Annotated in this window: 17 protein-coding genes; 11 read left to right on the top strand and 6 right to left on the bottom strand. The window is 70.9% G+C overall.

Features of this window, described 5'->3' with window-relative positions; genetic code table 11:
- Nucleotides 1–91 precede the first annotated feature (91 nt).
- The 3 genes from ACTIFV_RS07495 to ACTIFV_RS07485 all read right to left on the bottom strand — a co-directional run bounded on the left by ACTIFV_RS07495 (nucleotide 92) and on the right by ACTIFV_RS07485 (nucleotide 3,453).
- Entirely contained in the window at nucleotides 92–1,912 is a 1,821-nt protein-coding gene (locus ACTIFV_RS07495) for a thioredoxin domain-containing protein (protein ID WP_439592147.1), read from the bottom strand.
- Between the two features lie 17 nt (nucleotides 1,913–1,929).
- Complete coding sequence (gene msuE / locus ACTIFV_RS07490) at nucleotides 1,930–2,508, bottom strand: FMN reductase (protein WP_439592146.1); 579 nt, start codon at nucleotides 2,506–2,508, stop codon at nucleotides 1,930–1,932.
- A gap of 63 nt (nucleotides 2,509–2,571) precedes the next feature.
- The gene (locus tag ACTIFV_RS07485) at nucleotides 2,572–3,453 is read right to left on the bottom strand and encodes an aldo/keto reductase (RefSeq protein ID WP_439592145.1); all 882 of its coding nucleotides are present in this window, start codon (nucleotides 3,451–3,453) and stop codon (nucleotides 2,572–2,574) included.
- Nucleotides 3,454–3,510: 57 nt separating this feature from the next.
- On the opposite strand from ACTIFV_RS07485, the gene hrpA reads away from it, so the two are divergent.
- Both hrpA and ACTIFV_RS07475 read left to right on the top strand, forming a co-directional pair.
- A complete protein-coding gene (hrpA, locus tag ACTIFV_RS07480) occupies nucleotides 3,511–7,395 on the top strand; it encodes an ATP-dependent RNA helicase HrpA (protein WP_439592144.1) in 3,885 nt (1,294 codons plus the stop codon).
- Nucleotides 7,396–7,423: 28 nt separating this feature from the next.
- The gene (locus ACTIFV_RS07475; protein WP_439592143.1) at nucleotides 7,424–8,371 is read left to right on the top strand and encodes a quinone oxidoreductase family protein; all 948 of its coding nucleotides are present in this window, start codon (nucleotides 7,424–7,426) and stop codon (nucleotides 8,369–8,371) included.
- A 105-nt stretch (nucleotides 8,372–8,476) separates the two neighbouring features.
- Here ACTIFV_RS07475 and ACTIFV_RS07470 read toward each other — a convergent pair whose 3' ends face one another.
- Complete coding sequence (locus ACTIFV_RS07470) at nucleotides 8,477–9,805, bottom strand: M20/M25/M40 family metallo-hydrolase (protein WP_439592142.1); 1,329 nt, start codon at nucleotides 9,803–9,805, stop codon at nucleotides 8,477–8,479.
- Nucleotides 9,806–9,838: 33 nt separating this feature from the next.
- On the opposite strand from ACTIFV_RS07470, the gene ACTIFV_RS07465 reads away from it, so the two are divergent.
- The 9 genes from ACTIFV_RS07465 to ACTIFV_RS07425 all read left to right on the top strand — a co-directional run bounded on the left by ACTIFV_RS07465 (nucleotide 9,839) and on the right by ACTIFV_RS07425 (nucleotide 19,802).
- Entirely contained in the window at nucleotides 9,839–10,822 is a 984-nt protein-coding gene (locus ACTIFV_RS07465) for a Gfo/Idh/MocA family protein (RefSeq protein WP_439592141.1), read from the top strand.
- A 1-nt stretch (nucleotide 10,823) separates the two neighbouring features.
- A complete protein-coding gene (locus ACTIFV_RS07460; protein ID WP_439592140.1) occupies nucleotides 10,824–11,684 on the top strand; it encodes an NYN domain-containing protein in 861 nt (286 codons plus the stop codon).
- Between the two features lie 22 nt (nucleotides 11,685–11,706).
- Nucleotides 11,707–12,894: an ROK family transcriptional regulator gene (locus ACTIFV_RS07455; protein ID WP_439592139.1), complete on the top strand. Its 1,188-nt coding sequence runs from the start codon at nucleotides 11,707–11,709 to the stop codon at nucleotides 12,892–12,894.
- Between the two features lie 24 nt (nucleotides 12,895–12,918).
- Nucleotides 12,919–13,983: a sugar ABC transporter substrate-binding protein gene (locus ACTIFV_RS07450; RefSeq protein ID WP_439592138.1), complete on the top strand. Its 1,065-nt coding sequence runs from the start codon at nucleotides 12,919–12,921 to the stop codon at nucleotides 13,981–13,983.
- A 63-nt stretch (nucleotides 13,984–14,046) separates the two neighbouring features.
- Nucleotides 14,047–14,967, top strand: a complete 921-nt coding sequence (locus tag ACTIFV_RS07445; RefSeq protein ID WP_439592310.1) for an ATP-binding cassette domain-containing protein — start codon at nucleotides 14,047–14,049, stop codon at nucleotides 14,965–14,967.
- Nucleotides 14,968–15,011: 44 nt separating this feature from the next.
- Nucleotides 15,012–16,208 carry a sugar ABC transporter permease gene (locus ACTIFV_RS07440; RefSeq protein ID WP_439592309.1) on the top strand — a complete coding sequence of 399 codons (1,197 nt, stop codon included), beginning with the start codon at nucleotides 15,012–15,014 and terminating at the stop codon, nucleotides 16,206–16,208.
- 306 nt (nucleotides 16,209–16,514) lie between these two features.
- Nucleotides 16,515–17,594, top strand: coding sequence for a sugar ABC transporter substrate-binding protein (locus ACTIFV_RS07435; protein WP_439592137.1), 1,080 nt, complete (start codon nucleotides 16,515–16,517; stop codon nucleotides 17,592–17,594).
- Nucleotides 17,595–17,727: 133 nt separating this feature from the next.
- Nucleotides 17,728–18,534, top strand: coding sequence for an ATP-binding cassette domain-containing protein (locus ACTIFV_RS07430; RefSeq protein WP_439592136.1), 807 nt, complete (start codon nucleotides 17,728–17,730; stop codon nucleotides 18,532–18,534).
- Nucleotides 18,531–19,802, top strand: coding sequence for a sugar ABC transporter permease (locus tag ACTIFV_RS07425; protein ID WP_439592135.1), 1,272 nt, complete (start codon nucleotides 18,531–18,533; stop codon nucleotides 19,800–19,802). Before ACTIFV_RS07430 ends, ACTIFV_RS07425 begins: the two co-directional genes overlap by 4 nt.
- A 60-nt stretch (nucleotides 19,803–19,862) precedes the next feature.
- Here ACTIFV_RS07425 and ACTIFV_RS07420 read toward each other — a convergent pair whose 3' ends face one another.
- A complete protein-coding gene (locus ACTIFV_RS07420; RefSeq protein WP_439592134.1) occupies nucleotides 19,863–20,561 on the bottom strand; it encodes an NAD-dependent deacylase in 699 nt (232 codons plus the stop codon).
- Nucleotides 20,558–21,178 carry a hypothetical protein gene (locus tag ACTIFV_RS07415; RefSeq protein ID WP_439592133.1) on the bottom strand — a complete coding sequence of 207 codons (621 nt, stop codon included), beginning with the start codon at nucleotides 21,176–21,178 and terminating at the stop codon, nucleotides 20,558–20,560. The genes ACTIFV_RS07420 and ACTIFV_RS07415 overlap by 4 nt, the downstream gene beginning before the upstream one ends.
- Between the last annotated feature and the right edge of the window lie 4 nt (nucleotides 21,179–21,182).

The raw sequence follows: 21,182 nt of genomic DNA, 5'->3' as shown, positions 1-21,182 counted from the left end.
GGAAGGGACGGACAGGCGACCGCGCCCCCGGCGGCGCAGGCAGTATGGGAAGGCCGGGACTTGCGTACTCCCGGCCGCCGTCTCCGTGGCTTCAGGCCGTGGCGCGCGCAGCCGCCAGCACCTGCGGATCCGTCGTCGGCAGGCGGCAGGCGAAGTCCCGGCAGTCGTACGCCACCGCGAGATCGCCGTGCATGGTCTTGAGCGCGAAGAGCTCGAAGCCCCGATCCGACCACGCGTCCGCCTGCGCGGGGGTCGCCACGACGACGACGTCGGCGTCGAGGCCGACGGCGGTCCGGGCGAGAGGATCGTCCCGGTCGGTCGCGATCACGACGACCTGGCGCGGCGGGGTGATGAGCTGCGCCGCGGTCCGCAGCAGCGCTCCGTGCGCGAACGGCTGTGCGAGTGCGCCCGCCGTGTGCGCGGCCACGAGCCGTTCCGCGCGGGCCCGGTACGGCTCTCCTGCACCCAGTCTCCACAGCGCCAGGGCGGCGTCGGCGAGAGCCGCCGGACCCGAGGGCTCGTCACCGTCGGATGCGGCATCGGGCGCACCGACGCCCTGCGCCGCGAGGACGGGATCGCCGCCTCCCGGCGGACCCTCGTCCGTGCAGGCGTCGACGAGTTCGCGCGCTCGGGCGGCATAGGCGACCTCGCCGGTCGCGACGGCCAGCGCCACCAGCCCTCCCGCGAACTGGCCGTAGTCGGCCAGCGTCGCGACGGCACGCGAGGGGATCTCGTCGAGCGATGCGCGCACGAGGACGCCGTCGCCCGTCGTGTTCGCTTCGATCACGGCATCCGCCGCCCAGCGCGCCGACTCGATCCAGCCGGGTGCGCCGAGCCGCACGCCGGCACGCGCGAGCGCTCCGATCGCGAGGCCATTCCACCCGGTGACGATCTTGGCGTCGACAGCGGGCGGCTCCAAGCCCTCGCGATCGCGCCTTCGGTAGTAGCCGCCTTCACTGCGCTCACCGTCGATCCACGACTCCGAGTCCTGCGCCGCACCGAATCCACCCGACGGCTGCTGGAGCACCTCTATGAGGAACCCTGCGATTCCGCGGGCCGACTCCTCGTCGGCCTCGGCGACGGCGACCTCGAGAAGCTGCGCGTTGTCGGTCAGCATCCGCTCGTAGTGCGGCACGGTCCAGTCCCGGCGCGTCGCGTAGCGGAAGAAGCCGCCCTCGACCGGGTCGCGCAGCTCCGAGGCGGCCATCGCCGCGAGCGCCCGCCGTGCGACGAGCGATGCGTCGCCGGCGACGCTCGTCTGCAGGAAGCGGAGCGCCGTCGCAACGGGGAACTTCGGCCCGTCCGTCGCGCCGAAGCCCCCGAATTCGCGATCCTCGCGGTCGGCGATGGCAGCGGCAGCGGTCGCGAGCTCGTCGGGGGTGGGGATCGTGCGGACCGGGGATGCCGCGGCCCGCACCTCGGCGAGCGCGTCGAGGATCGCCGCCCCCGTGCCGTCGACCTGGTCGCGGCGCTCGGTCCACGCCTCGCGCACGGCCGCGAGCACCTGCCGGAAGGCGGGGATGCCGCCGCGCGGCTCGGGCGGGAAGTACGTGCCCGCGAAGAACGGGCGCCCTTCCGGTGTCGTGAAGACCGTGAGCGGCCAGCCCAGGCTCGGAGTGAACGCGGCCGCCGCTGCGAGGTACGCGGCGTCCACCTCGGGATGCTCCTCCCGGTCGACCTTGATCGCGACGAAGCCGGCGTCGATCTCGGCGGCGGTCGCGGCGTCGGCGAACGACTCGCGCGCCATGACGTGGCACCAGTGGCACGTCGAGTAGCCGATCGAGACGAGCACGGGCACGTCGCGCCGCCGTGCTTCGGCGAACGCCTCGGCACCCCACGCGAACCACGCGACGGGGTTGCCCGCGTGAGCGCGCAGGTACGGACTCGAGGATGCCGCGAGACGCTCGTTCACGCGTCCCACGCTACGGCCTACCAGGTCGCGACGTACTCCGACGACCGGACCGCGGATGCCTGCTCGACGAGCGGGAGCGACCGCGAGACGGCCTGGTCGATGCGGGCGCGCACGGCTTCGGAGGTCAGGACGCCGGCGGTGAAGTCGGTGTCGGACGCGTACACGCCGACGGGGAGCGTCAGCGCCTGGAAGAAGCCGAACAGCGGACGCAGCTGGTGCTCGAGGATGAGCGCGTGGCGCTCGCCGCCGCCGGTCGCCGCCAGGATCACGGGCGTGCCGACGAGTGCGTACTGGCCGACGAAGTCGAAGAGGTGCTTGAACAGGCCGGTGAACGACGCCCGGTAGACGGGGCTCGCGGCGATGAGCAGATCCGCCGACTCGATCGCCTGCAGCGCATCCTCGACCTCCGGTCCCGCGTCTTCGCGGCGCAGGGCGCCCGCGAAGCCGGGACCGAGAGCCGTCAGCTCGATGAGACGGGCATCGACCTCGGTGCGGCCGGCGACCTCGTCGATGAGCTCTCGCACGAGGGCCGTCGTCTTGCTCGGCTCATGGAGAGAGCCCGAGACTCCGACGACGCGCAGCGGTGTGGTGGCCATGCTCCGAGGCTAGGCGCGCTGCCCGGCCCCGCGCCGGTGAACCGACACGGGGCGTCATACGCGTCAGTTCACTTCGGTGGGGTGTGCGCTCACACGACCGGAACCGTCGCCCGGGTCGAGCGCGTCTATGGCGGCCATCTCGGCGTCCGACAGCGTGAAGTCGAAGATCTCGAGGTTCTCCTTCAGTCGATCGCGGTTGACCGACTTCGGGAACACGATGTTGCCCTTCTGGATGTGCCAGCGCAGCACCGCCTGGGCCGGGGTCTTGCGGTGCGCGGCTGCGGCGTCGTGCACGGCGGGGGTGCCGAAGAGGTCGTACTTGCCCTGTCCGAGAGGGCCCCATGCCTCGATGTGCACGCCCTTGTCGGTGCACCACTCGACGATGTCGCGCTGCTGGTACGCGGGGTGCAGCTCGATCTGGTTGACCGCGGGCAGCTTCCCCGTCTCGGCCTCGAGCCGCTCGAGATGCTCGACGAGGAAGTTCGAGACGCCGATGGAGCGGATGGATGCCGTGTCGCCGAGCGCGATGAGCTGCTTCCACGCGTTGACGAACTGGTCGTTCGCGGGAGCGGGCCAGTGGATGAGGTACAGATCGACGAACTCGAGCTGCAGCTTGGTCAGGCTCTCTTCGAGCGCCGTCGCCACCTCGGCCTGCCGGTCGTTCCACACCTTGGTGGTGATGAAGAGCTCGTGACGCGGGATGCCGCTCGCCGCGATCGCGCGGCCCACGCCCTCCTCGTTGCCGTAGATGGCGGCCGTGTCGATGTGGCGGTAGCCGAGCTCGAGAGCTTCGGTCACGACCCTCTCGGTATCGGCGGGCGGCACCTTGAAGACGCCGTAGCCGAGCTGCGGGATGTCGTAGCCGGAGTTGAGGGCGATGCGCGGAACGTCGGAGAGGTGCTCCGCCTTGACGTCCGCCCGGTGGTCTGCGTGGTGCTCTGCCATGCGTCAAGCCTAGAACCCGCCGCCTCCCGGGGGCGCGGCGGGATACGATCGAAGGCTATGTCTGCGATCGAACCCGTCATCTCGTACCCGCCGGAGCTGCCCGTCAGCGCCGCGCGCGACGAGATCGCCGACGCGATCGCGCATCACCAGGTCGTGATCGTCGCGGGCGCGACGGGGTCGGGCAAGACGACGCAGCTTCCGAAGATCTGCCTCGAGCTCGGTCGCACGAGCATCGCGCACACGCAGCCGCGCCGCATCGCGGCGCGCACGATCGCCGAGCGCATCGCGGAAGAGGTCCAGGTGCCGCTCGGCTCGGCCGTCGGCTACAAGGTGCGCTTCACCGACAAGGTGTCCGCCGATACGCGGGTCGCGCTCATGACCGACGGCATCCTCCTCAACGAGATCCACCGCGACCGGCTCCTGCGTCGCTACGACACGATCATCGTCGACGAGGCCCATGAGCGATCGCTCAACGTCGACTTCCTCCTCGGGTACCTCCACCGCATCCTGCCGAAGCGTCCCGACCTCAAGCTCATCATCACGAGCGCGACGATCGACCCCGAGAGCTTCGCGCAGCACTTCTCGGACCGCGACGGCCGGCCGGCGCCGATCGTCGAGGTGTCGGGGCGCACCTACCCCGTCGAGATCCGCTACCGCTCGTCGGTCGTCGACCAGGGCGACGGCGAGGCGAGACGCGGCGCGCGGGTCGACGACACCGACGACGTCGACGGCATCACCGCCGCCCTGCGCGAGCTCGATCGCGAGCCCGCGGGCGACGTGCTCGTCTTCCTTCCGGGCGAGGCCGAGATCCGGGATGCCGCGGATGCCGTGCGCGGCATGTACGCGAAGGATGCCGCACCCACCGAGGTCCTGCCGCTCTACGGGCGGCTGAGCGCCGCCGAGCAGCACCGCGTCTTCGAGCGATCGAGCGTCCCGGGCGTGCGACGGCGCGTCATCCTCGCCACGAACGTCGCCGAGACGAGCCTGACCGTGCCGGGCATCCGCTACGTCGTCGACACCGGCACCGCGCGCATCTCCCGCTACAGCAACCGCACCAAGATCCAGCAGCTGCCGATCGAACCGGTGTCGCAGGCATCGGCGCAGCAGCGCTCGGGGCGCGCGGGCCGCACGAGCGACGGCATCGCCATCCGCCTGTACTCCGAAGAGGACTTCGCCGGCCGACCGGAGTTCACCGAGCCGGAGATCCTGCGCACGAGCCTGGCCGCCGTGATCCTGCAGATGCTGTCGCTCGGGTTCGGCGAGATCGCGGAGTTCCCGTTCCTCACCAAGCCCGACTCGCGCGGTGTGAAGGCGGCGTTCGACCTGCTCGTCGAACTGGGCGCCGTCGACGGCTCGAGGCTGACCGACCTCGGGCGCGAGATCGCCCGTCTGCCGATCGACCCCCGTTTCGCACGGATGCTCGTCGAGGCCCGGCGCACGGGCGTCCTGCGAGACGTCCTCGCGATCATCGCCGGGATGTCGATCCAGGACGTACGGGAGCGCCCCTCCGCCGACGACCCGAAGGGCCGCGAGGCGGCGGATCGCCTGCACGCGCGCTTCGCCGACCCGACGAGCGACTTCCTCGGCATCCTGAATCTCTGGAACCATCTGCAGGAGCAGCAGGGCGAGCTCGGTTCGAGCGCGTTCCGGCGGCTCTGCCGCGCCGAGCACCTCAACTACGTGCGCGTGCGGGAATGGACCGATGTGCACCGCCAGCTCTCGCAGCTGCTCGGTCGCCCGAAGCACGACGACGGCACCGCGGATCCCGACGCGATCCACAAGGCGATCCTGTCGGGCCTGCTCTCTCACATCGGCATCCTCGACGAGCGATCGACCGCGAAGCGCGACCCGAAGCGCCCTCCCGCGGCGGAGTACCTCGGCGCGCGCGGCGCGCGGTTCTCGATCTTCCCCGGTTCCGCGCTCAAGAAGAAGCGCCCGACCGCCGTCATGGCCGCCGAGCTCGTCGAGACGAGTCGCCTGTTCGCCCGCACGGTCGCGATCATCGACCCGGCGTGGGCGGAGCCCCTGGCAGGCGACCTCGCGAAGCGCTCGCTCAGCGAGCCGCACTGGTCCAAGTCATCGGGCGCGGCATCCGTCTACGAGAAGATCACGCTCTTCGGCGTCGACATCGTGCCCCGCCGTCGCGTGCAGCTCGCGCGCTTCGACCGCCCCTTCGCGCGCGAGCTGTTCGTGCGACACGCGCTGGTCGAGGGCGAGTGGGACGTCTCGCATCTCGACAAGCGCGTGACGGCGTTCGAACGGCGCAATCTCGAGCTCCGCCGCCGTCTCGAGAAGGTCGAGGAGCGCGAGCGCCGCCGCGACATCCTCGTCGGCGACGAGGCCGTGTACCGGTTCTACGACGCGCGCATCCCGCGGGACGTCTTCGATCTGCGGTCGTTCGAGACGTGGTGGAAGGATGCCGCGGCCAAGACCCCGCGCCTGCTCGACATGTCGGAGGCCGACCTCGTCGACGAGGCGTCGCGCGGCGACGAGCGCGACTTCCCCGCGCGATGGACCCAGGGCGACCAGGTGCTGTCGCTCGCCTACCGCTTCGAGCCGGGCGCGCCCGATGACGGCGTCACCGCCGTCGTGCCCGTCGCTCTGCTCGCGCAGCTGCGCCCAGACGGCTTCGACTGGCAGGTGCCCGGCATGCGCGACGAGCTCATCACGGCCCTCCTGCGCTCGCTTCCCAAGGCGATCCGTCGCCACGTCGTGCCGGCGGCGGATTGGGCCGCGACGCTCGCGGAAGAGCTCGTGGGCCAGGGTCCCGAGTCGCACGATGGGCTCCCGCCCTCATCGCTGCTCGACGCGCTCGCCGCGCGCATCCAGCGCGTCGCCCATCAGCGGGTGTCGGCAGCGGACTTCGAGCTCGAACGCGTGCCCGGGCATCTGCTCGTGTCGTTCCGCGCCGTCGACGAGCGCGGCCGGGCGATCGGGTCGGGACGAGATCTCGCGGCCCTCCAGGCGAAGCTCGCAGACCGGTCGCGGACCGCCGTCTCGCGCTCGCTGACCGACCGCCGGGAGCCGAGACGCGGCCCCGCGGACGTCTCCCCCCGCCCGACGGCCGACGCCGGATTCGCGGAGCGGTCGGGACTCACCGACTGGTCGTTCGGCGATCTCCCCGAGGTCGTCGACTCGCGCGTCGCCGGCGGCATCGTGCGCGGCTATCCCGCGATCGTCGACGAGGGGTCCACGGTGGCCGTGCGGATCGAGGCGACACCGGATGCCGCGGCGTCCGCCACGCTCGCGGGTGCGCGCCGTCTCGTGCTCCTCGCCGTGCCATCCCCCTCCGCCTACGTGCTCGACCACCTCACGGCTCCCGAGAAGCTCGCACTCGCCGCCTCGCCGTACCCCTCGGCGCGGGCGCTCGTCGAGGACGCCCGCGTCGCCGTCGCGGACGACGTCATCGCGCGCACGGTCCCCCGCGGCATCCGCACGCGCGCGGACTTCGACGCCGCGCGCGACGCGCTGTCGGCCGTCGTCGTGGACGAGCTGTTCCGGACCGTCTCGCTGTGCGCGCGCATCCTCACCGCTGCGCGCGACGTCGAGCGCGCCGTGCGGGATCAGAACTCGCTCACACTGCTCGGTGCGCTCAACGACATCAAGGGACAGGTCGCGGGGCTCGTGCACCCGGGGTTCGTCGCGCGCACGGGTACGGCGCGCCTGGCGCAGCTCCCCCGGTATCTGCGGGGCGCGCTCGACCGCACGCGGCTCCTCGCCGACAACCCCGGCCGCGATCGCCAGAGGATGACGGAGTTCGAGCGCGCCGCGGCGCTGTACGCCGACGCGGGAGGAGTCATCCCGGTCGCGGCGGGAGCCCCGGCATCCCTCGTCCACACCCGATGGCTGCTCGAGGAGTACCGCATCAGCCTCTTCGCGCAGACCCTCGGCACGGCCGAGCCCGTCTCGCTCCAGCGCATCCAGAAGGCGCTGCGGGAATAGCCGACACGCGCGCGGTACTTTCGTCAGCATGGCTCAAGCGATCGTCTACACCGAGTTCGGCGGACCCGAGGTCCTGCACCTGACCGAGATCCCCGCCCCCGTCCCCGGCACCGGCGAAGTGGCGATCCGCGTCGAGGCGGCGGGCGTCAATCCGATCGATGCGAAGCTCCGCAAGGGCCTGCGCGCATCCGACCCCATCACGGCGCCGCGACGCGTGGGGGCGGACGGCGCCGGTGTCGTGACCGCCGTCGGCGAGGGCGTCGACGGCTTCCGCGCCGGTGACGCGGTCGCATTCTCCGGCGCCTCGGGCGCGTACGCGACCGACATCGCCATCGCGGCGGACAGGGTGCATCCCCTTCTTCCGGGCGTGACGTCCGCGCAGGGCGCGGCCCTGGGCATCCCGATCGGCACGGCATACCAGGTGCTGCGCTCGCTCGACGTGGGCAGCGGCGACACGGTGCTGCTGCACGGCGGTTCGGGCTCGGTCGGCCAAGCGGCGATCCAGTTCGCCGTCCTCTGGGGTGCGACAGTCGTCGCGACGACGTCCGAGCGGCGTGCGGATCGCGTCCGCGAGCTCGGTGCGATCGCCGTGCCCTACGGCGACGGACTCGCCGACCGCGTGCGCGCCGCCGCGCCGCAGGGTGTGACCGTCGCCGTCGATGCCGCCGGCACCGACGAGGCCATCCACACCTCGCTCGAACTCGTGGCCGACAAGGCGCGGATCGCGACTCTCGTGCGTGGGCGGGATGCCGCGGGCTTCGGCATCCGCGCCTTCTCCGGCGGCGGACCGAAGCCCCTGACGGCGCAGGAGCTCGCCTGGCGCGCGGAGGCCGTCCCCGTCACGCTCGCGCTGCTGGCGGTCGGACGCTTCTCGATCGAGCTCGGCGCGTCGTACGCGCTGGCCGACGCCGCCGAAGCGCACGCGGCCGTCGAGGCCGGGGCGGACGGCAAGGTCACCCTGACGCCGACCGCGTAGGCGGGGGCCCGGGTTCGATTCGACGCCCGCGCGTCAGCTCGCCGAGAGCCCCGCGCGTCAGCTCGCCGAGAGCCCTGCGCGTCAGCTCGCCGAGAGCCCTGCGCGTCAGCTTGCCGAGAGCAGCGTCCGGTAGAAGCCGATTCCGCGCAGCCACACGTCGACGCGGATGCGCTCGTTGTGCGAGTGCAGCGCGTCGCGCTCGGCGCGCGTGAGGTGGAACGGCGTGAAGCGGTAGACGTGGTCCGAGATCGCGGTGAAGTAGCGGCTGTCGCTCGCCCCGAGCTGCAGGTAGGGGGTCGTGACGACGTCGTCGCCCAGCGACGACGACACCGCGGTGGCGATCCGCCGCCACGCCTCGCCCTTCCACGGCGACACCGGCGACGGGTCCGAGCCGTGCCGCACCTCGAGCTCGATCTCGGGATCCGCGATGACGCGGCGCGCTCGATCGGTCGCCGATGCGACCGAGTCGCCCGTCAGCAGCCGGATGTTGACGGCGGCCTTGGCAGTCGTCGCGAGCACGTTCTCGCCGGGCGCGCCGGACAGCTGCGTCGCGACGGCTGTCGTGCGCACGATCGCGTTTATCTCCGGGCCGAGCTTCGCGAAGACGGCCGTGAGCAGCGGGCCGGTGAGCGCCAGGTTCTGGAAGACGGCGCGCAGCGGCTGCGGCGCGTGGGGCGCGATCGTGGTGAGCATGGCCCGGACGGGCGCCGCGATGCGGCGGGGGAACGGATGCCGGTGCAGTCGGTCGATCGCGCGCGCGAGCCGCGCCGTCGCGGGCACGGCCGGCGGCGTCGACGCGTGACCGCCGCCTTCGCGCGCCGTGAGCCACAGCGTCATGACCCCGCGCTCGGCGACGCCGACCATGGCGGTGGGCACCGCGACCCCCGGGATGACGCCGTCGACGACCGCGCCGCCCTCGTCGAGCACGAGGGACGGGCGGATGCCGCGGCTCCTCAGCGCGTCCACCATCGCCCGCGCTCCGCCGCCGGCGGTCTCCTCGTTGTGCCCGAAGGCCAGGTAGACGTCGTGCGCGGGCTCGAAGCCCTCGGCGGCGAGCGCTTCGACGGCCTCGAGGATCGCGACGAGCGAGCCCTTGTCGTCGATCGCGCCGCGCGCGTGGATCGCGGCATCCGTCCCCTCGCCCACGATGAGCGCCTCGAACGGCGGGTGCTCCCATTCCGATTCGACGATCGGCACGACGTCCTGGTGGGCCATCAGCACGAGCGGGGACGCCCCGTCCTTCCCCTTCCAGCGGTAGAGCAGCGAGTGGCCGTCGACGAGCTCGCGCTCGAGCACGCGGTGCGTGTGCGGGTAGAGGCGCTCGAGCGCCGCGCGGAACTCCGAGAACCGCACCCAGTCGACCTCCGCCTCGTCGGCGTGCGAGACGGTCGGAATGCGCAGGAGCTCGCGGAAGCGATCGACGGGCGATGTCACCCGACGAGCCTACGTCGGCGCTAGCCTCGGAGGATGACTGGACTTCGATGGGGCATCCTCGGCCCCGGTGGCATCGCCCGAGCCTTCGCGAGCGACCTGCGGACCGCAGGACTCGACCTCGTCGCCGTGGGATCCCGCAGCGCCGACACGGCGAGCGCCTTCGCCGCCGAGTTTGACGTGCCGCACGTGCACGACTCGTACGAGAAGCTCGTCGCCGACCCTGAGGTCGACATCGTGTACATCGCGACGCCGCATCCGTTCCATGCCGAGCAGGCGGTCCTCGCGCTCGAAGCCGGCAAGCACGTGCTCGTCGAGAAGCCGTTCACGATCAACGCGGAGGAAGCGGCGCGCGTCCGCGACGTCGCCCGCGCGAAGGGCCTCCTGGCGATGGAGGCGATGTGGACGCGGTACCTGCCGATGATGGTCCGCGTGCGCGAGATCATCGACGAGGGCACTCTCGGCGACATCCGCGCCGTGACGGCCGACCATACGCAGAAGATCTCCCGCGATCCGGGCCACCGCCTCAACGCCCTCGAGCTCGGCGGAGGTGCCCTCCTCGACCTCGGCATCTATCCCGTCTCCTTCGCGTGGGACGTCCTGGGCGAGCCGGCCTCGGTCTCGGCCGCAGCGGTGCTCGGCGAGACGGGCGCCGACGCCGAAGTCGCGACGATCTTCACGTACGCCTCCGGCGCGATCGCGACGACGCTGTCGGCCGCCCACTCGGCGGGCCCCAACACGGCGCACGTGATCGGGACCGAGGCGCGCATCGACATCGACCGCGTCTGGTACAACCAGACGTCGTTCCGGGTCGTCGCCCCCGACGGCTCGGTGCTCGAGTCCTACGACGCGAAGATCGACGGGCGCGGGATGCAGTACCAGGCCCTGGCCGCCGAGCGGTACGTCCTCGACGGATCGCTCGACAGCGGCATCCTCCCCCTCGACGAGACCGTCGCCATCATGAAGACCCTCGACGACGTGCGCGCGATCATCGGCGTGCGCTACCCGACGGAGGGCTGAGATGCCCGATCTGCAGAATCCGCGCGTCGCCGTCTACCTCGACTTCGACAACATCGTCATGAGCTGGTACGACCGCGTCCACGGGCGCAATTCGTACTCGCGCGATCGGCAGCGGATCGCCGAGAGCCCCGACGACCCCGAGATCGTCGAGCGCCTCTCGGCCGCGACGATCGACGTGGGCGCGATCATCGACTTCGCGGCGTCGTTCGGCACGCTCGTGCTGACCCGCGCCTACGCCGACTGGTCGTCTCCCGTGAACGCCGTCTACCGCTCACAGCTCGTGGCGCGCGCCGTCGATCTCGTGCAGCTCTTCCCGGCCGCCGCCTATGCGAAGAACGGCGCCGACATCCGTCTCGCCGTCGACACGGTCGAGGACATGTTCCGCCTCCCCGACCTGACGCACGTCGTCATCGTCGCGGGAGACAGCGACTACGTGCCGCTCGCGCAGCGATGCAAGCGGCTCGGCCGGTTCGTCGTCGGTGTCGGCGTCGCCGGCTCGACGGCGAAGTCGCTCGCCGCCGCATGCGATCAGTTCGACGCGTACGACGCTCTCCCGGGCGTCAAGATGCCCGCACAGGCGAAGGTCGAGACGCCCACGCGGTCGCGCTCGCGCAAGAAGACGGCCGACCCCGAGGCCGAGCTGCTCGATCGCGCGCTGCGCCTCGAGAGCGACAAAGAAGGTGGCGACTGGCAGCACGCGTCGGCGGTCAAGAGCCTGATCCGCCGCCTGGATCCGTCGTTCAGCGAGAAGGCGCTCGGATTCAAGAGCTTCACCGACTTCGTCAAGGCGCACCCGGGCGTCGCCGAGGTCGACGAATCGACGAACATCGTGCTGATCAGGCTGGTCCCCGCACAGCGGTAGCGACGTCAAGTACCATGGCGCCATGGCACGCCGCCTCTCCCAGCCGGGCTCGCAGACCTCGCTCCGCGAGGCGAACCGCGCGCGCGTCGTCGAGTCGCTCAAGCGCCACGGCCGGCTGACGCAGGTCGAGCTCGCCGGCAGCACGGGCCTGTCGCCCGCGACGGTGTCCAACATCGTGAAGGAGCTCACGGCATCCGGACTCCTCCACACGTCCTTCACGTCGCGCAGCGGTCGGCGCGCGACCCTCGTCTCCCTCGCGCGGCAGCTCGGTCTCGTGGCCGGCGTCCACTACAGCGCACGACAGCTGCGGATCGCGATCGCCGACGCGACGCGCACCGTCGTGACCCAGACATCCCTCCCGCTCCCCCTCGATCACCGGCACGACGCCGAGCTCGATCGCCTCAGCATCCTGCTCGCCGACCTCATGGAGTCTCTCGGCGGCAGCGTCGCCGACCTGCTCGCGGTGGGTCTGGCCCTCCCCGCGCCGATCGATCCGCGCACGGGCATGGTGTCGACTCCGGGTCTGCTGCGCGGCTGGGAGGGGGTGGATGTCGCGGCGAGTCTCACCGCGCGCATCAACCGGCCCGTCCACGTCGACAGCGAAGCCAACCTCGGCGGCCTCGCCGAGGCGCGCGAGGGCAGCGCCCGGGCCGTGTCGTCGTCGGTCTACATCCGGGTCGGACACTCGATCAGCGCCGGACTGGTGGTCCGCGGCGACCTCTTCCACGGCGTCAACGGCAAGGCCGGCCAGATCGGCCACGTGACGCTCGACGAGAACGGCCCGATCTGCCGCTGCAGCAACCGCGGCTGCCTCGAGTCCTACGCGGGCGGGCCCGCGCTCCTCTCGCTCTTCCCGCCGCAGGACGGCATGCGCCGCATCGGCGACCTCCTGCAGTCCGCAGAGGCCGGCGACGGCAGCTCGCGCCGCGTGATCGCCGACGCAGGTCGGCACATCGGCGTCGCCGCCGCGAGCCTGTGCAACCTCTTCGACCCGGAGCTCATCGTCGTCGGCGGCGAGCTGGGCCTCGCGGGCGAGATCCTCATGGCGCCCATGCGGCACTCGCTCGAGCGCTCGGCCCTCGCCGGTCCGGGCGGACTCCCCGAGATCGTCGGAGCGTCGTTCGGCGAATGGGCCGAGACCCGCGGCGCGATCGCGGTCGCCCTCGAACACGTGACCGTCGAAGCCGACGCGCTCTCGCACACGGCGTAGGTCGCCGTGGCACTCTCGGCGTCGATGCGACGCTTCCTCCGGCGGGCGACCGCGACGCTCACGGCGCTCGGGCTCCTGGCGAGCGCGCTGACCGCGTGCACGACCACCCCCACCGGCACCGAGGGCACGATCGCCCTCCTCCTGCCCGACGCCAAGACCGCCCGCTACGAGACGTTCGACCGGCCGTTCTTCGAGGCCCGCGTCGCCGAGCTCGGCGACTACCGCGTGCTGTACTCGAATGCCGATCAGGATGCCGCGAAGCAGCAGCAGCAGGCGGAGTCCGCTCTGACCTCGGGCGCCGGCGTGCTGGTGCTCGATCCGGTCGACGTCGCGGCGGCCGTGTCCATCGTGACGGCGGCGAACGAGAGAGACGTGCCGGTCGTGTCGTACGACCGTCTCGTCGCGGGGGGAGAGCTCGCCTACTACGTCTCCTTCGACAACGAGAAGGTCGGCGTCCTGCAGGCGACGGCCTTCACCGAGGCGCTCGACGCGCGCGGAGACCGCACGGGCGGCATCCTGATGGTCAACGGATCGCCCACCGACAGCAACGCGACGAGCTTCGCCGTCGGCGCGCACAGCGTGCTCGACGAGACGAGGCTCCGGATCCTCGCGGAGTACGCGACACCCGATTGGAGCCCCGACAAGGCGCAGTCCTGGGTCGCCGGCCAGATCGCGCAGTACGGCGACGAGATCGTGGGCGTGTACGCCGCGAACGACGGCACCGCCAGCGGAGTCGTATCGGCGCTGAAGGCGGCGAACGTCGATCCGTGGCCGATCGTGACGGGACAGGATGCCGAGCTCACGGCGATCCAGCGGATCCTCACCGGCGACCAGTACATGACCGTCTACAAGGCGATGAAGCCGCAGGCGGAGCTCGCGGCGGAGGTCGCCGTCGCCCTCCTGCACGGCGAAGAGGTCACGGCCCCGATGGAGATCGAGGGGACGCCGACGACCCTGCTCGATCCGGTGGCCGTCACGATAGACAACATCCTCGAGACGGTCGTCGCGGACGGCTTCTGGACGATCGACGACATCTGCACGCCCGACTACCGCGACGCGTGCATCACCGCCGGCCTGCTGGACGAGTGACGACGGTCGTGCGAGCGCCGGGTATCGTCGATGCGGACGACCGCCGAGGATGAGGACGTGACGATGTCGATGCCCGCACCCCGCACGGGTCGCGCACGCGAGCGCGTGCTGACGATGCGCGGCATCGGCAAGCACTTCGGCGCGGTCAAGGCGCTCTCGGGCGTCGATTTCTGGGTCGACGAGGGCGAGGTGGTCGCGCTCGTCGGCGACAACGGCGCGGGCAAGTCGACGCTCGTCAAGGTGCTGTCCGGGGTCCACGCACCCGATGCCGGCACGATCGAGTTCGACGGCGATGCGGTGGAGATCCACGCCCCCGCCGACGCGCAGGAGCTCGGCATCGCGACGGTGTTCCAGGACCTCGCACTGTGCGACAACCTCGACGTCGTGGCGAATCTGTGGCTCGGGCGCGAGCTCGTGGCCGAGGGGATGCTCGACGAGGTCGGCATGGAGGAGCGCACGTGGACGCTCCTGCGCGAGCTCTCGGCGAAGGTGCCGTCGGTGCGGATCCCCGTGGCATCCCTGTCGGGCGGGCAGCGCCAGACCGTCGCGATCGCACGCTCGCTCATCGGCGACCCGCGCGTCATCATCCTCGACGAGCCGACCGCCGCTCTCGGCGTCGCCCAGACCGCGGAGCTGCTGAACCTCATCGAGCGCCTGCGCGAGCGCGGCCACGGGGTCGTCCTCATCAGCCACAACATGGCCGACGTCATGGCCGTCGCCGACCGCGTCGTCGTGCTCCGGCTCGGCCGCAACAACGGCGAGTACAACGTCGCCGACATCACGAGCGAGACGCTCATCGCGGCGATCACGGGGGCGACCGACATCACGATGCGGCGGATGGTGGAGGATGCCGCGCGCAAGCATCCCGCTCCCCTCCCCGAGCCGGCGCCCGACGACACCCCCGCCGGGATCATCCGGCTGACCGACGGCAGGTCGAAGGACGGACGCGCCAGACGCGCTCCTCGCGGACGGGGCGACGCGTGACGGGCCGAGAGACGGGCACGATTCCGACGGACCCCGAGCAGAGTCTGCTGAGCCCCGAGGGCATCCGGGCATCGTTCGCCCTCCTCGTCGCGCGCGTCCGTGGCGGCGATCTCGGCTCGCTTCCGGTCGCCGGAGGGCTCGTCGTCATCTGGGCGGTCTTCCAGATCCTCAATCCCGTGTTCCTGTCGGCTCAGAACCTCGTGAACCTCACGATGCAGTGCGCCGCCGTCGGCACGATCGCCCTCGGAGTCGTGCTCGTGCTTCTCGTCGGCGAGATCGACCTCTCGGTCGGATCGGTATCGGGGCTCGCGTCCGCCGTCCTCGCGGTGACGTTCGTGCAGTTGCGGTGGAGCCTCGAACTCGCCCTCCTCGCCGCGATCGCGATCGGCTGCGCCGTGGGATTGCTGTACGGCTTCCTGTACAACCGTTTCGGCGTGCCGAGCTTCGTCATCACCCTCGCGGGTCTTCTCGGGTTCCTCGGGCTCCAGCTGTGGGTGCTCGGCGCGACGGGCTCGATCAACCTGCCCGAGTCGTCGTGGATCGTCTACTTCGCCCGGCAGCTCTACCTGCCCGCGTGGGCGTCCTACGCGATCATCGTGGTGGGGGTGGCGGCGTATGCGTGGATGCGCGTGCGACAGGCCCGGCGGCGCGCTCGCGCCAACCTCGTGAGCCAGGGCTACGTCGAGATCGGTGTGCGCGCGGGCGTCCTCCTGATCGTGCTGCTCGGCATCGCGTGGTACCTCAACCTCGACCGAGGCGTCGGCGTCATGTTCCTCTTCTTCGTCGCGCTCGTCATCGTGGCCAACGCCGCGCTCACACGCACGCGGTGGGGCCGTGCCGTCTACGCCGTCGGCGGGTCGGTCGAGGCGGCCCGGCGGGCCGGCATCCGCGTCGACCGCATCTACCTCTCCGTCTTCGCGCTGTGCTCGACCCTCGCAGCGACGGGCGGGATCCTCGCCGCTGCCAGGCTCGCGGCGGCGAACCAGAGCTCGGGCGGAGGCGACATCAACCTCAACGCGATCGCCGCGGCCGTCATCGGCGGAGCGAGCCTGTTCGGCGGTCGCGGCACGGCCTTCGCCGCGCTGCTGGGCATCTTCGTCATCCAGTCGATCTCGTCGGGGCTCGCGCTGCTCACCCTCGGCTCGTCGGTGCAGTTCATGGTGACGGGCGTCGTGCTGGTCCTCGCGGTCATCATCGATTCGCTCTCGCGCCGCAAGCGCGCAGCCTCCGGCCGCGCCTGACGTCGCTTCGCCCCGGCGTGTCGTCGCTGGCTTCATTTACCGAACGCGCTCGACGGCCTCGCCGGTGGCGAAACGATTCGAGTGATCACTGTGCGCTACGTGAGCGATCCTTGCACTGCACAATGCGCATCCGACGGGCAGGACCGACCGAACCATGAGGCCGGTTCGCGAACCCAAACCCTGCGTTGCAAAAGCGTTACGTTCAAGACTTGACGACAAGCGATCCGCTGAGCATGATCGTTGACAGCGCGATGCCGCGTCAGGGCAGACCTGGGGCTCGCATGTTCAAAGACGAAAGGCGAAACGATGAAGAAGTCTTCACTCCTCGCCGCTGCAGCCCTCACGGGTGCGGCGGCGATGCTGCTGGCCGGGTGTTCCGGATCACCCAGCACCACTCCGACCGGTGGCGGCGAGGGATCCGGCGAAGCCGGCCGCGCGTGCGTCATCCTCCCCGACGCGGCGTCCTCGCCCCGCTGGGAGAACTTCGACCGCAAGTACCTCCAGGAGGGCCTGGAGGGCGCCGGCTTCGAGGTCGACATCCAGAACGCACAGGGTGACGTCAACAAGTACTCGACGATCGCCGACCAGCAGCTCACGCAGGGCTGCGGCGTCATGCTGCTCGTGGACTACCAGGGCGCCGCCGAGGCGGTCGCCACCAAGGCCAAGGCCGAGGGCATCCCCGTCATCGCCTACGACCGTCCGTTCTCGGGCGCCGACTACTACGTCTCCTTCGACAACGTGAAGGTCGGCGAGCTCGAGGGCCAGACCGTCCTCGACGGCCTCGAGGCCGCCGGCAAGGACCCGGCGACCGCCACGGTCGTCTACATGGGTGGAGACCCGACCGACGGCAACGCCGCGATGTTCAAGGAGGGCGCCGCCAAGGTGATGGAAGCCGCAGGCATCAAGCCGGCGGCCGAGCCCACGGGCGTCTGGGACCAGGCGAAGTCGCAGACCAACTTCGAGCAGGCCCTGACGAGCCTGGGCGGCAAGGTCGACGGCGTCTGGGTCGCGAACGACACCAACGCCGCGGGCGTCATCAAGGTCCTGCAGGACAACAACCTGACCGGCGTGGCCGTGTCGGGTCAGGACGCCAACGTCGCGGGTCTGCAGAACATCCTGCTCGGCTGGCAGACCGCCACGGTCTACAAGCCGGTCAAGGACGAGGCCACGGCCGCCGTCGAGACGGCGATCGCGCTGCTCAAGGGCGAGGACGTCTCGACCGACGCGAAGCTGGACGACGGCACGCCGTACATCCAGGTCACGCCGATCCTGATCACCCAGGACAAGGTCAACGACGTCGTCGCCGCCGGCGACGCCGCCTACGACGACGTCTGCACGCCCGATGTCATGGCTGCGTGCGAGGAGTTCGGCGTCGTCGCGCCGTAATCCGCATCCGTGAGGGGGCGCCGCGTCCACGTGACGCGGCGCCCCTTTCCCACGCGAGACATCCCTCCTGCCCCACCGGGTCACCCGGGTCTACGATTCCCGTAGATCGAACCCAGATCGCAAGGAAGCGAGCATGCCAGACACGATCATCGAAACCCAGCCGATCATCCAATTGGTCGGAGTCAAGAAGTCCTTCGGCCCCGTCAGCGTCCTCAAGGGCGTCGATCTCAAGGTCTACCCCGGCAAGGTGACCGCCCTCGTGGGCGACAACGGCGCCGGCAAGTCCACCCTCATCAAGGGTCTCGCCGGCGTCCAGCCGTACGACGAGGGCGAAGTCCTCATCGACGGCGAGCACCGCGACCTGCACGCACCCCGCGACGCGTCGGGCCTCGGCATCGAGGTCGTGTACCAGGACCTCGCACTGTGCGACAACCTCGACATCGTCCAGAACATGTTCCTCGGGCGCGAGGAGCTGTCGGCCGGCACGTTCGACGAGGGCCGCATGGAGAAGGATGCCTCCGACACGCTCCGCTCGCTGTCGGTGCGGACCGTCAAGTCGGTGCGTCAGAAGGTCTCGTCGCTGTCCGGCGGCCAGCGCCAGACGGTCGCGATCGCGCGCGCCGTGCTCAAGAAGGCGCGCGTGGTGATCCTCGACGAGCCGACCGCGGCACTCGGCGTCGCACAGACCGAGCAGGTGCTCAACCTCGTGCAGCGCCTGAAGGAGCAGGGCGTCGCGGTCATCCTGATCAGCCACAACCTGGCCGACGTGTTCCAGGTCGCCGACGACATCGCCGTCCTCTACCTCGGTCAGATGGTCGCGCAGATCGATGTCGCCGACACGACCCGCGACGACGTCGTCGGGTACATCACGGGCACCAAGACCCTCGGAGGCGTCGAGCACATCGGCACGACCAACCTCCCGACTGGAGGAGCGGAATGAGCACCAACGCACCCCGCAGCAGCGCCGCCCCCGATCCGGCCGCGAGCGACCTCATCGGCAGCGGCGTCGAGGGCGGCCTCGTCGATCAGATGCGGGCGTGGTGGTCGCGCGTCCGCGGCGGCGACATGGGTGCCCTGCCGGCCATCGGCGGTCTCGTGGTGCTCGGCGTCATGTTCTCGATCCTGAGCCCGTTCTTCCTCACGGAGCGCAACTTCGCGAACCTGATGAACCAGGCCGCGACGCTCGTCGTCCTCGGCATGGCTCTCGTGTTCGTGCTGCTGCTCGGTGAGATCGACCTGTCGGCGGGTGTCACGGGCGGCGTGGGCATGGCGCTGTTCGTCATCCTCTTCGCCAAGTTCGGACTCCCCTGGCCGCTGGCCCTCCTCATCGGATTCGGGTTCGGATTCGCCACGGGCGCGCTCATAGGCTTCTTCGTCGCGAGGATCGGAATCCCGTCCTTCGTCGTGACGTTGGGTCTGTTCCTCGGATACCAGGGTCTCGCGCTGCTCATCATCGGCGACGGCGGCCTCTACCGCATCGAGGTGCCCGAGCTCATCGCGATCCAGAACGGCAACCTGCCGCCCTGGGGCGGGTGGGTCATGGTCGCGATCATGCTGATCATCTCGGCGGCGACGTCGTTCTGGGACCGCGCACGGCGCACCCGGGCGGGCGTGCCGAACCGCGCGATCTCGCTCGTGTACATCAAGCTCGCCGTCATCGCGATCCTCGGCGGCGGGGTGGTCTACATCCTCAACCAGAACCGCGGTCAGTCCGTCGTGGCGGTCGAGGGCGTGCCCATCATCGTGCCGATCGTCCTGGTGATCATCTGGCTGGGCACCTTCCTGCTCGACCGCACGAAGTTCGGCCGCTACGTCTACGCGATCGGCGGCAACGCCGAGGCAGCCCGTCGTTCCGGCGTCAAGGTCCGCTGGATCAAGTGGTGGGCGTTCGTCATCTGCTCGAGCCTCGCGGTGTTCGCGATGCTGCTCAGCGTCTCGCGCGTCGGGACGGTGGATGCCACGGTCGGCCGCGACATCGTGCTGTCGGGCGTCGCGGCGGCGGTCGTCGGCGGTGTCAGCCTGTTCGGCGGCCGCGGTCGACTCGTCCACGCGGCGATCGGCGCGCTCGTCATCGCGACGATCACGAACGGGCTCGGCCTGCTCAACCTCGGCGGCGGCATCAACCTCATGGTCACCGGCGGCGTCCTGATCCTCGCCGCGACCGTGGACGCCCTCTCGCGGCTGCGCGGCGGCGGAGCACGCACCTAGGGGCCACGGTCCCGTTCCCGTAGAACCGCCCGGTGGCGCAGTGAGCGCGGCCGGGCGGTTCTACGTCGCGGCGAGGATCTCGTCCACCCACTCGGGCACGAGGATGCTCGCAGGGCCGATCCGCACGTCGTCGAACGGCACGGCGGCCTCCGACGGCACCAGGTTGAGCTCGACCGTCCGTGCGCCGAAGGCGGTCGCGAGCGCGACGTAGCCGGCCGCCGGATAGACCTCCCCCGATGTGCCGACCGAGACGAAGACTTCGCACTCGATGACGGCCTGCTCGATCAGGTCGAGACCATAGGGCATCTCGCCGAACCACACGACATCGGGTCGCAGGGTGCGTTCGCCGCAGCGTGGGCAGGCGGGCCGGTCGAGCAGGTCGACGGACCACTCGGGCCGGGCGGCGCACGACGTGCACAGCGCGCGCCGGAGCTCGCCGTGCATGTGCACGAGGTGCCGCGTCCCCGCGCGCTCGTGCAGATCGTCGACGTTCTGGGTGACCACGAGCAGATCGGCGCCGATCACGGATTCGAGACGCGCGAGCGCCGCGTGGGCGGCGTTCGGTGCGACGGATGCCACGGCCCGCCGCCGATCGTCGTAGAACCGCAGCACGGTGTCGGGGTCGCGGGCGAAGCCTTCGGGCGTCGCGACGTCCTCGATGTCGTGCCCCTCCCACAGCCCACCGGCGTCGCGGAACGTCGCCACGCCGCTCTCGGCCGAGATGCCGGCACCGGTGAGGACGACGATCCGCGTCGTCACCGACCGGTTCCCGGAGCGCAGAAGGACAGCACGCGCGTCCAGACATCGCCGAGCGACAGCCGCGGATCGCCCTCGCGCGTCGACGGCACCATCTCGACGCGCGCGTCGGGGAGGTGATCGCGGTGCCAGGATGCCGCGGCGGCCGCGGCATCCGGATCCTTCTGTCCGTTGAGGAGCAGGGTCTTCGCCGTCACCGTCTCGAAGAGGCCTTCGGCGAGGTCGCGCTGAGCGGCCGTGTCGGGAAGGGGCACGGCGATCAGGACCAGACGGTCGACGAGGCCCGGCGACTCGGCGGCGACGCGAGCCGCCACCGCGCCGACGGCTCCGACGCCGACGAGCGCGACCGCGACATCGGGCGACTGCGCCCGGATGAGCTCGATCACGGAAGCGGTGGCGGTCTCAGCGGGCGTCTCACCGCGGTAGGCGGCGGGATCGTCGAGCTCGGCCTCGCTCAGGCCGACGGCGAGCACCCGCACATCCCGACGGGCGGTGTCGGCGGGACTCGGATCGCTCTTCGCGGTGGCGCCGTGGCGCAGCACGACGATCGTGCGGGTCGCCCCGGGCGAGCCGAAGGTCGCGGCATCCAGTGGCTCCTGCGGACTCTGCGCGCGTGTCACGTGC

The sequence above is a fragment of the Microbacterium sp. genome (assembly GCF_051860965.1).
Classification (GTDB): Bacteria; Actinomycetota; Actinomycetes; order Actinomycetales; family Microbacteriaceae; genus Microbacterium.
This window is presented reverse-complemented; position numbering and strand designations above follow the sequence as displayed.